The sequence below is a fragment of the Streptomyces katrae genome (genome assembly GCF_000717655.1).
Taxonomy (GTDB): domain Bacteria; phylum Actinomycetota; class Actinomycetes; order Streptomycetales; family Streptomycetaceae; genus Streptomyces; species Streptomyces katrae_B.
Genome location: NZ_JNZY01000002.1, coordinates 320,679 through 336,813 on the forward strand (window position 1 = coordinate 320,679; position 16,135 = coordinate 336,813).

General features: G+C 72.6%; 16 protein-coding genes. 12 read left to right on the top strand and 4 right to left on the bottom strand.

Annotation, left to right across the window (positions count from 1 at the left end; genetic code table 11):
- Positions 1 to 1,797, bottom strand: coding sequence for an AMP-dependent synthetase/ligase (locus tag IF09_RS0103650; protein ID WP_030291817.1), 1,797 nt, complete (start codon positions 1,795 to 1,797; stop codon positions 1 to 3).
- A 228-nt stretch (positions 1,798 to 2,025) separates the two neighbouring features.
- Between IF09_RS0103650 and IF09_RS0103655 the strand changes: the two genes are divergently transcribed.
- From IF09_RS0103655 to IF09_RS0103680, 6 genes are all read left to right on the top strand, one after another.
- Entirely contained in the window at positions 2,026 to 2,808 is a 783-nt protein-coding gene (locus tag IF09_RS0103655) for a metallophosphoesterase family protein (protein ID WP_030291820.1), read from the top strand.
- A 168-nt stretch (positions 2,809 to 2,976) separates the two neighbouring features.
- Positions 2,977 to 3,417: an SRPBCC family protein gene (locus IF09_RS0103660; RefSeq protein ID WP_030291821.1), complete on the top strand. Its 441-nt coding sequence runs from the start codon at positions 2,977 to 2,979 to the stop codon at positions 3,415 to 3,417.
- Between the two features lie 59 nt (positions 3,418 to 3,476).
- Complete coding sequence (locus tag IF09_RS0103665) at positions 3,477 to 4,697, top strand: ArsA family ATPase (protein WP_030291823.1); 1,221 nt, start codon at positions 3,477 to 3,479, stop codon at positions 4,695 to 4,697.
- Between the two features lie 78 nt (positions 4,698 to 4,775).
- Entirely contained in the window at positions 4,776 to 5,279 is a 504-nt protein-coding gene (locus tag IF09_RS0103670) for a DUF5304 domain-containing protein (RefSeq protein ID WP_030291828.1), read from the top strand.
- Positions 5,280 to 5,340: 61 nt separating this feature from the next.
- Positions 5,341 to 6,282 (top strand): ROK family glucokinase, encoded by a 942-nt coding sequence (locus IF09_RS0103675; RefSeq protein WP_030291830.1) that lies wholly within the window; start codon positions 5,341 to 5,343, stop codon positions 6,280 to 6,282.
- Positions 6,283 to 6,341: 59 nt separating this feature from the next.
- Positions 6,342 to 7,115, top strand: a complete 774-nt coding sequence (locus IF09_RS0103680; RefSeq protein WP_030291832.1) for an endonuclease/exonuclease/phosphatase family protein — start codon at positions 6,342 to 6,344, stop codon at positions 7,113 to 7,115.
- 22 nt (positions 7,116 to 7,137) lie between these two features.
- On the opposite strand, the gene IF09_RS0103685 is transcribed toward IF09_RS0103680, so the two are convergent.
- Together IF09_RS0103685 and IF09_RS0103690 are read right to left on the bottom strand one after the other, a co-directional pair.
- The gene (locus tag IF09_RS0103685; RefSeq protein WP_030291834.1) at positions 7,138 to 7,752 is read right to left on the bottom strand and encodes a hypothetical protein; all 615 of its coding nucleotides are present in this window, start codon (positions 7,750 to 7,752) and stop codon (positions 7,138 to 7,140) included.
- The gene (locus IF09_RS0103690; RefSeq protein WP_030291836.1) at positions 7,745 to 8,524 is read right to left on the bottom strand and encodes an alpha/beta hydrolase; all 780 of its coding nucleotides are present in this window, start codon (positions 8,522 to 8,524) and stop codon (positions 7,745 to 7,747) included. The genes IF09_RS0103685 and IF09_RS0103690 overlap by 8 nt, the downstream gene beginning before the upstream one ends.
- Positions 8,525 to 8,684: 160 nt before the next feature.
- On the opposite strand from IF09_RS0103690, the gene IF09_RS0103695 reads away from it, so the two are divergent.
- The 6 genes from IF09_RS0103695 to IF09_RS0103720 all read left to right on the top strand — a co-directional run bounded on the left by IF09_RS0103695 (position 8,685) and on the right by IF09_RS0103720 (position 14,051).
- Positions 8,685 to 9,416 (top strand): lysophospholipid acyltransferase family protein, encoded by a 732-nt coding sequence (locus IF09_RS0103695; RefSeq protein ID WP_030291837.1) that lies wholly within the window; start codon positions 8,685 to 8,687, stop codon positions 9,414 to 9,416.
- Between the two features lie 77 nt (positions 9,417 to 9,493).
- A complete protein-coding gene (gene macS / locus IF09_RS0103700) occupies positions 9,494 to 10,705 on the top strand; it encodes a MacS family sensor histidine kinase (RefSeq protein ID WP_030291838.1) in 1,212 nt (403 codons plus the stop codon).
- Positions 10,706 to 10,743: 38 nt separating this feature from the next.
- The gene (locus IF09_RS0103705; protein ID WP_051696177.1) at positions 10,744 to 11,388 is read left to right on the top strand and encodes a response regulator; all 645 of its coding nucleotides are present in this window, start codon (positions 10,744 to 10,746) and stop codon (positions 11,386 to 11,388) included.
- Between the two features lie 186 nt (positions 11,389 to 11,574).
- Positions 11,575 to 12,603, top strand: coding sequence for a 6-phosphofructokinase (locus tag IF09_RS0103710; protein WP_030291840.1), 1,029 nt, complete (start codon positions 11,575 to 11,577; stop codon positions 12,601 to 12,603).
- A 93-nt stretch (positions 12,604 to 12,696) separates the two neighbouring features.
- On the top strand, positions 12,697 to 13,695 hold the full coding sequence (locus IF09_RS0103715) for a 2-hydroxyacid dehydrogenase (protein WP_030291841.1): 999 nt from the start codon (positions 12,697 to 12,699) through the stop codon (positions 13,693 to 13,695).
- A 71-nt stretch (positions 13,696 to 13,766) separates the two neighbouring features.
- On the top strand, positions 13,767 to 14,051 hold the full coding sequence (locus IF09_RS0103720; protein WP_158709903.1) for a hypothetical protein: 285 nt from the start codon (positions 13,767 to 13,769) through the stop codon (positions 14,049 to 14,051).
- A 106-nt stretch (positions 14,052 to 14,157) separates the two neighbouring features.
- On the opposite strand, the gene IF09_RS0103725 is transcribed toward IF09_RS0103720, so the two are convergent.
- Positions 14,158 to 16,053, bottom strand: a complete 1,896-nt coding sequence (locus tag IF09_RS0103725) for an anthranilate synthase family protein (RefSeq protein WP_030291843.1) — start codon at positions 16,051 to 16,053, stop codon at positions 14,158 to 14,160.
- Positions 16,054 to 16,135 lie beyond the last annotated feature (82 nt).

The window sequence follows — 16,135 nt, forward strand, 5'->3', positions numbered from 1 at the left end:
TCAGCCGCGGTACAGGGCCTCGATCTCGTCCGCGAAGTCCTTCGCCACCACGTTCCGCTTCAGCTTCAGCGACGGCGTGATGTGACCCGACTCCTCCGTGAACTGGGAGGGCAGAATGCGGAATTTCCGCACCGATTCCGCCTTGGAAACCGCCGCGTTGCCGTCGTCCACGGCCTGCTGGACGGCGGCGATGAGGTCCGCGTCCTCGCGCAGCTCCGCCGCCGTGACGCCGGCCGGCTTGCCGTTCTCCGCCGCCCAGCGGCCGAGGAACTCCTCGTCGATCGTCACCAGCGCGGCCACGAACGGCCTCGCGTCGCCGACCACCATGCACTCCGCGACCAGCGCGTGCGCCCGGATCCGGTCCTCGATCACCGCGGGCGCCACGTTCTTGCCGCCCGCCGTGACGATGAGCTCCTTCTTGCGCCCGGTGATCGTGAGGTAGCCGTCCTCGTCGAGGGTGCCGACGTCGCCGGTGTGGAACCAGCCGTCGGCCAGCGCCTCCGCCGTCGCCGCCTCGTTCTTCCAGTACCCGCTGAAGATCTGCTCGCCGTGCAGCAGCACCTCGCCGTCGTCCGCGATGCGCACCACGGACCCCGGCATGGGCTGGCCGACCGTACCGATCTTCTGCTTGTCCCACGGGTTGAAGGTGGTGGCCGCGCAGGACTCCGTCAGGCCGTAGCCCTCCAGCACGGTGAAGCCGATGCCGCGGAAGAAGTGCCCGAGCCGCTCGCCCAGCGGAGCTCCGCCGGAGATCGCGTACTCGCCGCGGCCGCCGAGGACGGCGTGCAGCTTGCTGTAGACCAGCTTCGTGAAGATCTTGTGCTTCAGCTTCAGGCCGAAGGACGGCCCGCGCGGGGTGTCCAGCGCCCGGCTGTACGCGATCGCCGTGTCGGCCGCCGCGTCGAAGATCTTGCCCTTGCCTTCGGCCTGGGCCTTGGCGCGCGCAGAGTTGTAGACCTTCTCGAAGACGCGCGGGACGCCGAGGATGAGCGTGGGCCGGAAGGACTGCAGCTCGTCGGTGAGGTTCTTGATGTCCGGTACGCAGCCCAGCCGGATCGGCGCCAGTACGGCGGCCACCTCGACCAGGCGCCCGAAGACGTGCGCGGCGGGCAGGAACAGGAGCACCGAGCACTCGCCGGTCTTGAACAGCGGGCTCAGGCGCTCCACCGCGTTGCCGCACTCCGCGAAGAAGTTGCGGTGGGTCAGCACACAGCCCTTGGGACGGCCGGTGGTGCCCGAGGTGTAGACGATGGTGGCCGGGTCGTCGGCGTTCGCCAGCGAGCTGCGCCGGTCGACCTCTTCGTCCGTCACGTCCGCGCCGGCGGCCTGCAGCGTCGCCAGCGCGCCCTGCTCGATCTCCCAGACCTCGCGCAGCTCCGGCAGCCGGTCGCGCAGCGAGGCCACGGCCGCGCTGTGCCCCGGGCTCTCCACGACCGCGGCGACCGCGCCGGAGTCGCCGAGGATCCACTGGATCTGCTCGGGCGAGCTGGTCTCGTACACGGGGACGGTGACGCCGCCCGCGCTCCAGATCGCGAAGTCGAAGAGCACCCACTCGTAGCGGGTGCGGGAGATCAGCGCGACGCGGTCGCCGGGCTGGATGCCGGCCGCGATCAGGCCCTTGGCCGCTGCACGCACCTCGGCGAGGAACTCGGTCGCGGACACGTCCTGCCACTGGCCGTCGACCTTGCGGGCCATGACGGCGGTGTCGGGATGCTGCGCGGCATTGCGGCGGATGAGATCCGTCAGGTTCCCGTCCGACGGGACCTCGTACAGGGCCGGAAGGCTGAACTCGCGCAAGACTGCTGCTCCTCTGGGCGCCATCGCCACCATGTGGACCGACCGGACGTTACCCACCGGTAGTGGGTTCCGGATAGAGGGAACCGGCCAGATGTTCCGTGCGTCACAGCCGCGGCCGTGCCAGGCCGACACTAGTCGACGCCGTTGAGGACTCGGAAGTAACCGCAGGTAGGCCGCCTGACCCACCCCCTCTACCCGCGGCCTGCGGGCCCCCCTAGGGTGGAGCGCATGGGTGGCAGGAAAAGCAGCACGCGGGTCCATGTCGTCAGCGACGTCCACGGCAACACCGAAGCGCTCGCCCGCGCCGGCGACGGCGCCGACGCCCTGATCTGCCTCGGCGACCTCGTGCTCTTCCTCGACTACGCCGACCACTCGCGCGGCATCTTCCCCGACCTGTTCGGCGTCGAGAACGCCGACCGGATCGTGGAGCTGCGCACCGCGCGCCGCTTCGACGAGGCCCGCGACTTCGGGCGGCGGCTGTGGGCCGGGCTCGACCGGGAACAGCTGATCGAGGGCGCGGTGCGCCGCCAGTACGCCGAGATGTTCTCCGCTTTCCCGCAGCCCACGTACGCCACCTACGGCAATGTCGACATCCCGGGTCTGTGGTCCGAGTACGCCGGCCCCGGCACGACCGTCCTCGACGGGCAGCGGGTGGAGATCGGCGGCCGCGTCTTCGGCTTCGTCGGCGGCGGACTGCCCTCCCCCATGCGCACCCCGTACGAGGTGGACGAGGACGAGTACGCCGCCAAGGTCGAGGCGCTCGGCGAGGTGGACGTGCTCTGCTCGCACATCCCGCCAGAGGTTCCCGAGCTCTGCTACGACACGGTCGCGCGCCGGTTCGAACGCGGCAGCGAGGCCCTGCTCGCGGCGATCCGGCGGACCCGCCCGCGGTACGCGCTGTTCGGGCACGTGCACCAGCCGCTGGCCCGCCGCATGCGGATCGGCGGCACGGAATGCGTGAACGTCGGGCATTTCGCCGCCACCGGAAGGCCGTGGGCTCTGGAGTGGTGAGCCGCGGGGCCCGCAGGGGTGACCCGCGGACCCCCGCAGTGGTGAGCCGTGGGCCCCTCGGCGCAGAGCCCCGGGCCCTGGAGTGGTGACCTCCGCACGCACGGTAGCCTGCACGCGGCGGCCGCAGGCCGCACACTTCCTCGAACAATCCCTGGAGGGGCGACCGCCATGGCCGAACACACCAGCTCGAGCATCACGATCGAGGCGGCGCCGGCCGACGTGATGGCCGTGATCGCCGACTTCGCCCGCTACCCCGAGTGGACCGGCGAGGTGAAGGAGGCCGAGGTGCTGGCCACCGACGCCGACGGCCGCGCCGAGAAGGTCCGGCTGCTGCTGGACGCGGGCGCGATCAAGGACGACCACACCCTCGCCTACACCTGGACGGGTACGGACGAGGTCAGCTGGACCCTGGACAAGTCGCAGATGCTGCGCCAGCTCGACGGCTCGTACCGGCTCGCCCCGCTGGAAGGCGGCAAGCGCACCGAGGTCACCTACCAGCTGACGGTGGACGTCAAGATCCCGATGCTCGGCATGATCAAGCGCAAGGCCGAAAAGGTCATCATCGACCGTGCCCTGGCCGGCCTGAAGAAGCGCGTCGAATCGGCCTGATCGATCCAGCCCCGGGCGCGGCCCGGCTTCCGCTTGCGCACCGTAGGAGCACCTGCAGCATGCACACTCTGCTCATCACCGGCCCTGGAGGGGCAGGGCGGACCACCGTGGCCGCCGCCACCGCCCTCGCCGCCGCCAGGAACGGTGCGCGGGTGCTGCTGCTCTCCGGTGACCCCGGCAACCCCCTGTCCGCACTGCTCGGGGAGCCGACGGGGGAGCCCGTCGAAGCCGCGCCCGGGCTGACGGCGGTACCCGTCGGCGGGGTCCTCACGGCCCGCGTGGACTCCGGCGAGGAGTTCCGCCGGGAGCTCGTCGCCCTCCAGGAGCGCGGATCCGCCCTGCTCGGCATGGTCGGGGCCCGGCCGCTCGGGGCCGAGGAGCTCACCGAGCTGCCCGGCGCCGAGCAGTTCGCCCTGCTGCGCGCCCTGCGCCGGGCCGCCACCGCACCCGGCACCGACCTCGTCGTCGTCGACATGCCCCCGCTGCACCAGGCCGTGGCCGCCCTCGCCCTCCCCGCCCAGCTGCGCCGCTACCTGGCCCGGCTGCTCCCGGCCGAGCGGCAGGCGGCCCGCGCCCTGCGGCCCGTACTGGCCCAGCTGGCCGGCGTACCGATGCCCGCGCAGTGGCTGTACGAGGCCGCCGCGCGCTGGGACGAGGAGCTGGCCGCCGTCCAGGCCGTCGTGGAGGCCGGTACCACCACGCTGCGGCTGGTCGCCGAGCCGGGACCGGGCGCCGACGCCGCACTGCGGACCGGGCTGCTCGGCCTCGCCCTCGAGCAGCTGCCGGTCGCCGGGATCGTCGCCAACCGGATGGTGCCGCAGGGCTCGCCCGACCCCTGGCTGGCCGGGCTCGCCGCCCAGCAGGAGAAGTACGCCGCCCAGTGGGCCGGGGACACCCCCGTGCTGCCGCTGGGACACTTCGGGCGGGACCCCCAGGGGCCGGAGGACCTGGCACGGCTCACCGGGGCGGAGGGGCTCGTTCCGGGCGCCTCGGGGGAGGCCGGGGGCACGGGCCGGGGCCGCCGGGCCTGGGCGGTCGAGGACCGCCTCGCCGACGACGGGGTACTCGTCTGGGTGGTGCCGCTGCCCGGCGCCCACAAGCGCGACCTCGACCTGGTCCGGCGCGGCGACGAGCTGCTGCTCGCGGCCGGCCCGTACCGCAGGATCGTTCCGCTGCCCTCGGCGCTGCGCCGTTGCACGGTCTCCGGCGCCGCCCTCGCCGACGGGGAGCTCCGCATCCGCTTCACGCCGGACCCGGGGCTCTGGCCCCGCAGGCCCTGAACCGGGTACCCCCGTTCGGGTAACGTCGGAAGTAGTACACGCACCGCACGCCCAGCAGCTGCCGCAGGAGAGTCCGCCATGAGCGAGGCCACCGACCGTCCCACCGACGACGACGCCTGGGCCAAGGCCTGCGCCGAGGACCTCGCCGCGGAGCAGGAGCGCCGCCGGGCCCGGCAGGGCGGCACCGACGCCGGCACCGGGACCGCCGCAGAGGAGCTCTTCAAGCTGTTCGAGGCCGTCGCCGACAAGGTCTCCGGGCTGAACAACCCGCTGCTCGGCGCCGCCGCCCAGGGCGCCGTACGCCAGTTCGTCAACCAGGCGAAGGCCGCCGCCAAGCCCGTCGTCGAGCGCAACCCCGAGGTCTTCGACCACCTCGCGGCCGCCGGCTCCGAGCTGCTCGCCGCGTACCGCTCGGCCGTCGAGGGCCACGAGCGCCGCTGGACCCGCGACGAGCCCGCGGCGGGCGCGGGCACGGACGGCCCCTCCGGAGAGCGCCCCTCGGGCGACCGTCCTTCCGGCGACCGTTCCGATCCCCGTGAGGAGGGCGGGAGCGGTCCGACGCAGCGGATCGATCTCGACTGAGACCCTGCTGCCCTCGGGTACCGTTGGCCGTGGCGGGGTTTGACCGGAAACCGAGGGACTAATGGGACTCACCATCGGCGTCGACATCGGCGGCACGAAGATCGCGGCCGGCGTGGTCGACGAAGAGGGCACCATCCTTGAGACGTACAAGGTGCCCACCCCGCCGACCGCGGACGGAGTGACGGACGCTATCTGCGCCGCAGTGTCCGAAGTCAGCAGCAGCCACACCATCGAGGCCGTCGGCATCGGCGCCGCCGGCTACGTGGACGACAAGCGCGCGACCGTACTCTTCGCGCCGAACATCAACTGGCGGCACGAGCCGCTCAAGGACAAGGTCGAGCAGCGCATCGGCATGCCGGTCGTCGTCGAGAACGACGCGAACTGCGCCGCCTGGGGCGAGTACCGCTTCGGCGCCGGCCAGGGCCACGACGACGTCATCTGCATCACGCTCGGCACGGGCCTGGGCGGCGGCATCATCATCGGCAACAAGCTGCGCCGCGGACGCTTCGGCGTGGCCGCCGAGTTCGGGCACATCCGGGTGGTCCCGGACGGTCTGCTGTGCGGGTGCGGTAGCCAGGGCTGCTGGGAGCAGTACGCCTCCGGGCGCGCGCTCGTCCGGTACGCGAAGCAGCGCGCCAACGCCACCCCCGAGAACGCGGCGGTCCTGCTCTCGCTCGGCGACGGCACCGCCGACGGCATCGAGGGCAAGCACATCAGCGAGGCCGCGCGGGCCGGTGACCTGGTGGCCATCGACGCCTTCCGCGAGCTGGCCCGCTGGGCGGGTGCCGGGCTGGCGGACCTGGCGTCCCTTTTCGACCCGTCGGCGTTCATCGTCGGCGGCGGGGTCTCGGACGAGGGCGACCTCGTCCTCGACCCGATCCGCAAGTCCTTCAAGCGCTGGCTGGTCGGCGGCGCGTGGCGCCCGCACGCGCAGGTGCTGGCCGCGCAGCTGGGCGGCAAGGCCGGGCTCGTCGGCGCGGCGGACCTGGCCCGCCAGGGCTGACGTCTCCTCTTGTCCGAACTGCCCGCCGCGCCCTCTGTGGCACGGCGGGCAGTCTGGCTATGTTGCCGTCCATGCTGCCGAACTCTGTGACGGAACCCGACGGTTCCGCGGTGATCCGAGCCCTCAGCTACAACATCCGCTCGATGCGGGACGACGAGGAGGCGCTGGCCCGGGTGATCCGCGCGTGCGCCCCCGACCTCGTCTTCATCCAGGAGGCACCGCGGTTCTTCCGCTGGCGCAAGCACGCGGCGCGGCTGGCCGCGAAGACGGACCTGGTGGTGCTCAGCGGCGGCGCCACGGCTGCGGGCCCGCTCCTGCTGTGTTCCCTACGGGCCTTCGTGGAGCGGACGGAGGACGTGCTCCTCCCCCTCACCCCGGGCCTGCACCGGCGGGGCTTCGCCACGGCGGTGGTCCGGTTCGGGGCCGCGCGGGTCGGGGTCGTCAGCGCGCACCTGTCCCTGGACCGGGCGGAGCGGGCCGCGCAGGCGGGACTGCTGGCGCAGCGCGCCGCGTCGCTGGAGGCGCCGCACGCGATCGTGGCGGCCGACCTGAACGAAGCCCCCGGCGGGCCTGCCTTCGGGCGTCTCACCGAGAGCCTGCGGGACTGCTGGACGGTGTCCCCGTGGGGCGGCGAGCGCACCTTCCCCGCGGCGGCGCCGGACCGGCGCATCGACGCCGTCTTCGCCTCGCCGGAGGTGGAGGTCCTGGCCTGCGGAGTGCCCGACGGGCTGCCCGGGGTGACCCCCCGGGACCTCCACGCCGCCACGGACCACCTCCCGGTCCTGGCCGCCCTCCGCCTCCCGGCCGGGAGGTCCGGCCCCGCCGGCGTTTGAGGCGCGGGATCCGGGCCGCGGCCTACACCACCGCGCCGCGGCCCGGGTCGTCGTCCTCGTCGTCGCCCTGCGACATCCGGGCCACCAGCGTGGCGAAGCCGCCGAGGAAGCCGCCGATGCCCAGCGTCGTGAGCCACCAGGTCATGTCCCACTGCAGCAGCACGGCCACCAGCAGCAGCACCGGCCCGCCCACCACCGCCAGCCACGCGAACTTCGCCGTCGTGTCCGCGGGCGGGAGCTCCGGTTCCGGGGGGACGAAGTGGCCCTCGTCCTTCTCGTCCGGTTCCGCCGGCGTGTGGTCCCGGGGCCCGGTCCCGGGGCCGGTGCCGCTCACGCCCACACCCACGCCCGGGGCGAACACCACCGAGCTGCCCAGCGCCGGAGCCGGGGGCTCCTTGTCCGCCGGAGGCTGCTTGTCCGCGGGGGGCTGCTTGTCCGCCGGGGGCTGGTTGTCCGCCGGAGGCTCCGGAGCCGGCTCCACGTCCTCCTCCGGCAGCATCAGGTTCTCGATGGGCCGGAACGGCCTCGACCCCGGCGGGTCCGGCGGCTCCTGCCCGTACCCGGCGACGATCGCCGCCCAGGCCGCCTCTTCGTCCAGCGGGGGGACACCCCCCGGGGACTCCTCGTGCTCAGCCACCGCTGGCCGCCCCCTCCCTGCCGACGCTCTCCGCGAGCCGTCCGACGAACGCAAAACTGTCCGCGAAGATCTGCTCCGCGTCGTAGTCCAACGTCGCGACGTGGTAGCTCTGTTCCAGCAGGGTCTCGGTGACGTCCGTCGACGAGATCCGCGCGAGGATCCGCGCCGAGTCGACCGGCGGTACGACATGGTCCTGCGGGCTGTGCAGCAGCAGCACCGGCTGCGTCACCTGCGGCAGCTCGGTGTCCAGCATCTGCAGGAACTTCCGCAGCGAGTGCGCGGCCCGGGTCGGGACCCGGTCGTACCCGACCTCTTCCGAGCCCGGCTTCGCGATGTCGCTCGCGATGCCCGGGGTCGAGCGGATGAAGTGCTTGGCCACCGGGAGGGCGACGGCCAGCGGGTCGTGCACCTTGTTGGCCGGGTTGACGAGCACGAGTCCGCTGATCGCGTCCCCGTGCTTCGCCGCGAGCCGCAGGCTCAGCGCCCCGCCCATGGACAGGCCGAAGACGAACACCTGCGTGCACCGGTCCAGCAGCTCCCGCAGGGCGCGGTCGACCTCCGCGTACCAGTCCTGCCAGCCCGTGAGCTGCATGTCCTGCCACCGCGTCCCGTGCCCGGGCAGCAGCGGCAGCGACACCGTCAGGCCCTGCCCGGCGAGATACTCGGCCCACGGGCGCAGCGACTGCGGGGAACCGGTGAAGCCGTGGCAGAGGAGGACACCGACCTCTCCGCCCTCGTGGCGGAACGGCTCGGCTCCAGGGAGGACGGGCACCAGGGTCTCCTTCGACGGGTGGGGGGTGCGTAGCGCTGTGTGACTTCACCGTACGCGACGGGGGTGACACCGACCAGGGTCGTCGACCGCTCTCGCCCGAGCCAGGGGATATGGTCTGTTCGACAGACACAGGAAGGCTTTCGAGTTGATCTACGGCGCAATGAAGTTCTCCATCGGGGGTTCCCTGAAGCTCGCCTTCAGGCCGTGGGTGGAGGGCCTCGAGAACATTCCCGCCGAGGGGCCGGCGATCCTCGCGAGCAACCACCTGTCGTTCTCCGACTCCTTCTTCCTGCCGGCCGTACTGGACCGGAAGGTCACCTTCATCGCGAAGGCGGAGTACTTCACCTCCCCGGGCGTCAAGGGCAAGCTGACGGCCGCCTTCTTCAAGGGCGTCGGCCAGCTCCCGGTGGACCGCTCCGGTGCGCGCGGTGCGGGCGAGGCCGCGATCAAGAGCGGCATCGATGTCATCGAGCGCGGGGAGCTGTTCGGTATCTACCCCGAGGGCACGCGTTCACCCGACGGCCGCCTCTACCGCGGCAAGCCCGGCGGTCTGGCCCGGGTGGCCCTCGCCACCGGCGCCCCGGTGATCCCCGTGGCGATGATCGACACGGAGAAGATCCAGCCGCCCGGCAAGGTCGTCCCGAAGCTGATGCGCCCGGGCATCCGGATCGGCAAGCCGCTGGACTTCAGCCGCTACCAGGGCATGGACGGCGACCGCTTCATCCTGCGCTCGGTGACCGACGAGGTCATGTACGAGATCATGAAGCTGTCCGGCCAGGAGTACGTCGACATCTACGCGACGGCCGCCAAGCGCCAGATCGCCGACGCGGAGAAGGCCGAGAAGGCCGCCAAGGCCGCCGCCGAGAAGAACGCCGGCAAGAGCGCGGAGTAGCGGAGCAGGACGGGCAGGGCGGGCGGGACGGGCAGGGCGGGCAGAACGGGCGGTACTGCCCGCACGGGGTGGGGGAGATGGCGAAACGCGAACGCGTCGTGCGCATGTCGGTCGAGCAGCCGCTGTGGCGGGCCCTGACCGCCTACCGGCTGATCACCATGGTCTACGCGGCCCTGCTGTTCGCCTCGGCGTACAAGGACTTCGACCGCCCCTGGGCCGCGGCCGGCTACCTCGCCGTGCTCGCCGTCTGGACCGTGGCCACCCACCGCAAGGTGGCGAACGCCGTCAGCTGCACCAAGCGGTTCCTCGGGGCCGACCTCACCGTCGCCCTCGTCGGGATCCTGCTCACCCCGGTCGCGGACACCTACGAGCGGATCGCCGGCGGCGGCCCCACCCTCCCCAGCATCTGGACGGCGGGCTCGGTCCTCGCCTTCGCGATCAAGGGCGGCTGGCGCTGGGCGGGATTCGCCTCGACCTTCGTGGCCGTGGCCAACATCCTGGTCCACGGAGGCAACCCCACCCGCGACACCCTGCACAACGTGCTGCTGGTCTGGGTCGCCTCCATCGCCATCGGCTACGTCGTCGAGGTCGCCCGGGCCAGTGAGGCCACCCTCGCCCGCGCCCTGGAGATCGAGGCCGCCACCCGCGAACGCGAGCGCCTCGCCCGCGACATCCACGACGGGGTCCTCCAGGTCCTCGCCATGGTCCAGCGGCGCGGCACCGAGCTGGGCGGCGAGGCCGCCGAGCTCGGCCGGATGGCCGGGGAGCAGGAGGTGGCGCTGCGCACCCTGGTGACCAGCGGGCTGGTGCCCACCTCCCGGATCTGCCGCGACGAGTCGCTCGGCGCGCTGGTGGACACGTACGAGGTGGAGGAGCCCGGTGCCGACGAGGGCGAGCTGGACCTGCGGACCCTCCTCGCCCCGCACGCCGGATCCCGGATCAGCTTCGCCGAGCCCGGCACGCCGGTGCTGCTGCCGGTGCCCGCGGCGAAGGAGCTGGCCGCCGCGGTCGGCGCCGCCCTCGACAACGTGCGCAAGCACGCCGGGGACGGGGCCCGGGCCTGGATCCTGGTCGAGGACTGGGGCGACGAGGTGATCGTGACCGTCCGCGACGACGGTCCGGGCATCCCGGCGGGCCGGCTCGACCAGGCCCAGGGCGAGGGCCGGATGGGCGTGGCCCTGTCCATCCGCGGCCGGCTGCGGGACCTCGGCGGCAGCGCCGAGCTGGTGTCCGTCCCCGGGCAGGGCACCGAAGTGGAACTGAAAGTACCGAGGGGGAGAACCCAGTGAGCCAGACCGCCGAGCCGCAGCCGCACGAGATCAAGGTGATGGTCGTCGACGACCACCCGATGTGGCGGGACGCGGTCGCCCGCGACCTGGCCGCCGCAGGCTTCGACGTGGTCGCCACGGCCGGCGACGGCCCCGAGGCGGTCCGCCGGGCCGTGCCCGCCGCCCCCCACGTCCTGGTCCTCGACCTCAACCTGCCGGGCATGCCCGGGGTACAGGTCTGCAAGGAGCTCGTCGGCGCCAACCCCGCGCTGCGCGTCCTGGTCCTGTCCGCCAGCGGTGAGCACGCCGACGTCCTGGAGGCCGTGAAGTCCGGGGCCACCGGCTACCTGCTCAAGTCCGCGGGCGCCCAGGAGCTGATCGACGCGGTCCGCCGCACCGCAGCCGGCGACCCGGTGTTCACCCCGGGCCTGGCCGGGCTGGTGCTCGGCGAGTACCGGCGCCTGGCCACCGACCCGGCGCCCGCCGCCCCCGACGAGCCGAAGGTCCCCCAACTGACCGACCGGGAGACCGAGGTGCTGCGGCTGGTGGCCAAGGGGCTCTCGTACAAGCAGATCGCGGAGCGCCTCGTCATCTCCCACCGCACGGTGCAGAACCACGTGCAGAACACCCTGGGCAAGCTCCAGCTGCACAACCGGGTGGAGCTCGTCCGGTACGCGATAGAGCGCGGTCTCGACGACGCGTGACGGGGACGCGCACGGTGTCGTACGTCGTACTTACGTCCTCGTACGAGTGAACGGGGGGAAGCAACACCCCGTAATTCCACCGGAATTGACCCTTCCCAGGCCCTTGCTGTGACCTGAGTCACCACTAGCGTGACCGTCATGCGGGCCCAGCGGGCTCAGTGGGCCCTGTGGCGAAGGGAGATTCCAATGAAGGTCGGAGTGCTGACGGGCGGCGGCGACTGCCCCGGGCTCAACGCGGTCATCCGTGCCGTCGTCCGCAAGGGCGTCCAGGAGTACGGGTGCGAGTTCGTCGGCTTCAAGGACGGCTGGCGAGGTGCGGTCGAGGGGGACACCGTCCCCCTCGGCATCCCCGCCGTCCGCGGCATCCTGCCGCGCGGCGGCACCATCCTCGGCTCCTCGCGCACCAACCCGTTCAAGCAGGAGAACGGGGTCCGGCGGATCAAGGAGAACCTCGCGAAGTACGAGGTCGAGGCCCTCGTCGCGATCGGCGGCGAGGACACCCTGGGCGTGGCCGCCAAGCTGTACGGGGAATACGGCATCCCCTGCGTCGGCGTTCCGAAGACCATCGACAACGACCTGTCGGCCACGGACTACACCTTCGGCTTCGACACGGCGGTGGGCATCGCCACGGAGGCCATCGACCGGCTGCACACCACGGCCGAGTCGCACATGCGGGTGCTCGTCGTCGAGGTGATGGGGCGGCACGCCGGCTGGATCGCCCTGCACTCGGGGCTGGCGGGCGGTGCCAACGTCATCCTCGTCCCGGAGCAGCGCTTCGACGTGGACCAGGTGTGCGCGTGGGTGACCTCCCGGTTCAAGGCGAGCTACGCGCCGATCGTGGTGGTCGCGGAGGGGGCCATGCCCAAGGACGGGGAGATGGTGCTGAAGGACGCCACCACCGACTCCTTCGGGCACGTCCGGCTGTCGGGGGTGGGGGAGTGGCTGGCCAAGGAGATCGAGGCGCGGACGGGCAAGGAGGCCCGGACCACGGTGCTCGGCCACATCCAGCGCGGGGGCACGCCGAGCGCGTTCGACCGGTGGCTGGCGACGCGGTTCGGGCTGCACGCGATCGACGCCGTGCACGACGGCGACTTCGGCAAGATGGTCGCGCTGAAGGGGACGGACATCGTGCGGGTGCCGATCGCGGACGCGACGGCGAAGCTGAAGACCGTGGACCCGGCGCTGTACAAGGAGGTCGGGGTGTTCTTCGGCTGAGCCGGAGCGGGCGCGAGGGCTGTGGGTCGTATCGGCCGTAAGGTGACGGAACGACCCATGGTCCGATTCTTCGCGCGCAGCACGGGAGCGAATGTGGAAATCCTGGCATTCGGGGTGCAGGGGGACGAGCAGCCGCTGATCGAGAAGGCGTTCGCGGCCGCCGGGCACCACGAGCTGCGCTGCCTGAACGTGTTCCTCACCGAGGACACCGCCCCCATCGCGGCGGGGTACGAGATCGTCTCGTCGAGCGTGAACGCGGATCTGAACGGGCGCGTGCTGCGGACCCTGGCCGCGGGCGGGACGAAGATGATCGCCCAGCGGTCCACCGGGTTCAACAACATCGACCTGGACGTCGCCCGGCAGCTCGGCATGACGGTGAGCCGGGTCTCGTACTACTCCCCCTACTCGGTCGCCGAGTTCGCGTGGACCCTGGCGATGGCCGTGAACCGGCGGATCGTCCGGGCCTCGAGCCGGACGCGGGATTTCGACTTCCGGCTGAACGGGCTGATGGGCCGCGACATGCGGGGCCGCACCGTGGGCGTGCTCGGCACCGGGAAGATCGGCGAGGCGTTCACCAGGATCGCGCACGGCTTCGGCATGAACCTGCTGGGCTGGGACCTCGTGCAGAACCCGGCGTGCGTGGAGCTGGGCATGAGGTACGTGGACAAGGAGGAGCTGCTCACGTCCGCGGACCTGGTCAGCCTGCACGTGCCGCTTCTGGAGGCGACGCACCACATCATCGACGCGGCCGCGCTGCGGATGATGAAGGACGACGCGATCCTGGTGAACTCGAGCCGCGGCGGGCTGATCGACTCGGAGGCGCTGGTGTCGGAGCTGCGTTCCGGGCGCTTCGAGGGAGTCGGGCTGGACGTGTACGAGGCGGAGGCCGGGCTGTTCTTCCTGGACAAGTCCCTGGAGGCCGTCGAGGACGACACCCTGGCGCGCCTGATCACGTTCCCGAACGTGGTGGTCACCTCGCACCAGGCGTACTACACCCACGACGCGGTGGGCCAGATCATCGAGGCGACGGTCCGGAACGTGGCGGACTACCTGGCGGGGCGGAGGTCGCAGAACACGCTGTCCCCCCAGTGACGCGAGTTCGTCCGGAGTTCAGGCCGGGGCCATATGCGGGCGGCGCGGGTGCACGGCTTAGATTCGGCCGCGTGGACATACCTTCCGTGGGCCGCTGGATCCTCATGGCCTTTGCCGCGGTACAGCTCGTGTACGCCGCCCGGGCCCTGCGGCCCGCGCTACGTTCCCGGCCGGGGGAGAGGGTGGACGCGTGGCTGGCGTTCGCGGATCCGGCGGTGGGCGCACCGGTGTCCTTGGCGCTGGCCTTCGGGAACCTCACGATACTCCTCGCCGGCACGGCGGTACTGGGCCCGATCCTGACCTGGCAGCTGGTCCGGACGATCCTGTCCCGCCGCACGAAGCCGACCCCGGCCTGACGGCTCCCGCTGCGCGGAGCCCCCAGGGTCCGGGGCCGGCCCCGGTGAACGGGAGGAGGGCGGGGCGGGGAAAGGCCCGCGCAGCGGACCCGGCCACGCCGACCGGCTAGACCGTGGCCGTCGTCACCTCGACCAGGAGCTCGCGGAGCAGGTCGGCGCCCCGCAGGGTGAGGATCGATTCCGGGTGGAACTGGACCCCCGCGAAGGCGGATGCGCGCAGGGCGTGGACCTCCCCCGTCACCGCGTCGCGGGAGACCTCCACACCCTGCTCCGACAGGCGGGCCGCCGCGGCGTCGGGGCAGTGCGCCGTGTACGTGTTGTAGAAGCCCACCACCTCCTCCCTCCCGAAGAAGTCGATCCGCTTCTGCGCCCCCTGCGCCGGCTCCGCCTTGCGGACCAGCCGCAGCCCCAGCTCCGCCGCCAGCAGCTCGTGCCCCAGGCAGACCCCGAGCAGGCCGTGCCGGTGCCCGGCCAGGAGCTCGCCCGCCAGCCCGCGCAGCATCCGCATCTTCGGGTCGGCCGCATCCGCCGGGTTCCCCGGCCCCGGGCCCAGGACGACCGGGCCGGTCCACGACAGGGCCGCCTCCCGCAGCCCGGGATCGTCGTAGCGGCGTACCGTCACCTCCAGCCCCGTCACCCGCAGCACATGCGCCAGCATCGCCGTGAACGTGTCCTCCCCGTCCACCACCAGCGCGTGGCCGGCCCGAGCCGGGGGCCGATCCTGCATCCGGAGCCAGAAAGGCGCCAGGTCCTGGCGGCGCGCCGCGAGGGCGGCCCGGACCCGGGGGTCGCCGGCGAGGCCGGCCGAACCGAACGCCGGCCGCGGGGCCACCGGGCGGACCCCCAGCGCCGCCAGCACTCCGGCCGCCTTCGCGTGCGTCTCCGCCACCTCGCCCGCCGGATCCGAGTGCCGGACCAGCGTGGCGCCCACCGGCACCCGCAGCGTGCCGTCCGCCGCGATGTCCGCGGTCCGGATCAGGATCGGGGAGTCCAGCGTCTGGGCCCCCGAGGCGTCCACGCCCAGCAGCGCCAGGGCCCCCGCGTAGTAGCCGCGCCCGCCGGCCTCGTACCGCTCGATGACCCGGCAGGCGTTCTGCACCGGCGAGCCGGTCACCGTCGCCGCGAACATCGTCTCGCGCAGCACCTCCCGTACGTCCAGCGAGGACCGGCCGCGCAGCTCGTACTCGGTGTGCGCGAGGTGCGCCATCTCCTTCAGCCGCGGCCCGACGACGACCCCGCCCATGTCCCCGACGGTGCACATCATCTTGAGCTCCTCGTCGACCACCATCGAGAGCTCCTCGGTCTCCTTGCGGTCGCCGAGGAAGGCGAGGAGGGACTCGGCCGTCGGGCCCCCGGCCGGATAGCGGTACGTCCCGCTGATCGGGTTCATCACCACCGTGCGGCCGGACATCCGTACGTGTACTTCCGGGCTGGCCCCCACCAGCGTCCGGTCCCCGGTGTGCACGACGTACGTCCAGTACGCACCCCGCTCGCCCAGCAGCAGCCGCCGGAACAGCGCGAGCGCGTCGGCCCGCCCGAAGTCGTCGATCCGGCCCTCGTACGTGCGCCGGATGACGAAGTTCGCGCCCTCGCCGCGGCCGATCTCGTCCCGGATCACCCGCTCGACGGTCGCCGCGTACTCCTCGTCGGGCACGTCGAAGCCGCCGCCCTCGACCCGCACCGGGTGGTCCGGCAGCACGGCCAGCGCCTCCGCGAGCGGGATCTCGTACGCCTCGTCGGCGGCCAGCACGCTCAGCGGCGTGCCGTCGTCGTGTACGTCGAACCCGCGCTCGCGGATCTGCCGGAACGGGACGAGGGCGAGGGTGGGAAGCTCCCGTACGGGCAGCTCGGCGAGGCGCCCGGCCTCGTGGACCGGGCCGATCAGCACCTCGACGGTGTCGTGGTCGCGGCCGGGGGTCCGGCGGCGCAGCAGGGCGAACGGCGGGCAGGAGTCGTCGAGCAGGCCGAGCAGGCGGCTGGGGGCCGGGCGGCTGGTTTCCATGGGCGGGCGTCCTTCTTCATCGGCGGGGTGAAGAGGAGCGGCCGGGCCCGGAAAACACCGAAGGCCGCCCCTCGGGCGGCCT